Raw genomic sequence first — 859 nt, 5'->3', positions numbered from 1 at the left:
CGGCGCCGGCGGTGATCGTGTCGCCGTCGGTCGTGATGCCTGCGAAGGGCCGCCCAGCCAGCCGGATCACCACCCCCTCGACCCCGCCGTCGCGGACGATGACGTTGGAGCCCACGCCGAGCACGGTCACCGGCACATCGGAGGGCAACCGCTTGAGCATTTCAGCCAAATCATCGGCGTCAGCGGGGATGAACAACGCATCTGCTCGGCCACCAACTCGGAACCATGTGAATGGTGCCAGTTCGGCGTGCCAAATCCACTTGCCGCGCGTGCCCTTCATGGCCGAATAGCCAGGCACCCTTAGCTGGACAGCCGCAGACAGGTCATCGAGCGAGGCGACGGGGTGTCGGGGCTCTATTCCCCGCTCAAGGTAGCCGAGCACATAGGGGGCCCCGCCATGCTCGCCCGATCCGACATAGAAGCGATCATACTGGCCGTGGATATCGCTGGCCGACACAGGACGTTCGTGATCTCGGAGGCCCAGAAGGTGACCGATGCGATCATAAACCCCAGCAAGGTCGCTGCTCGTGATCAAGCGAGAGCCTCCAGCTGCCCCGGCAACGCATAGGCCCACTGGGTGATGTCCCCCGCCCCCAGCAGCACCACCAGATCGCCGTCCTTCGCCTCGGCCGCGATCACGCCCGGCAGGGCCTCGACGCTCTCCAGCGGCTGCACCGAACGGTGCCCGAAGCGGCGGATGCCCTCGACCAGGGCCATCTTGTCCACCCCCTCGATCGGCGTCTCACCGGCCGCATAGACATCGGCCACGAACACCGCGTCGGCGTCGGAGAAGCAGGTCGAGAACTCCTCCATCAGGGATTCCAGTCGGGTGAACCGGTGCGGCTGGACCACGGCGATG

1 protein-coding gene and 1 pseudogene are annotated in these 859 nt (G+C 66.1%); both read right to left on the bottom strand.

The annotated features are described in order from the left end of the window. Positions 1–280 (bottom strand): annotated as a pseudogene (locus B3E43_RS16230) (UDP-N-acetylenolpyruvoylglucosamine reductase); the annotation flags it as partial. A gap of 251 nt (positions 281–531) precedes the next feature. Further along, positions 532–859 (bottom strand): glutamate ligase domain-containing protein (locus tag B3E43_RS09935; RefSeq protein WP_414631352.1); only part of this gene is annotated, 328 nt, incomplete at its 5' end.

The organism is Brevundimonas sp. UBA2416, from assembly GCF_002343105.1.
Lineage (GTDB): Bacteria > Pseudomonadota > Alphaproteobacteria > Caulobacterales > Caulobacteraceae > Brevundimonas.
Note: the sequence above shows the minus strand (reverse complement) of the source record. Positions and strands in the feature narration are given on the sequence as shown.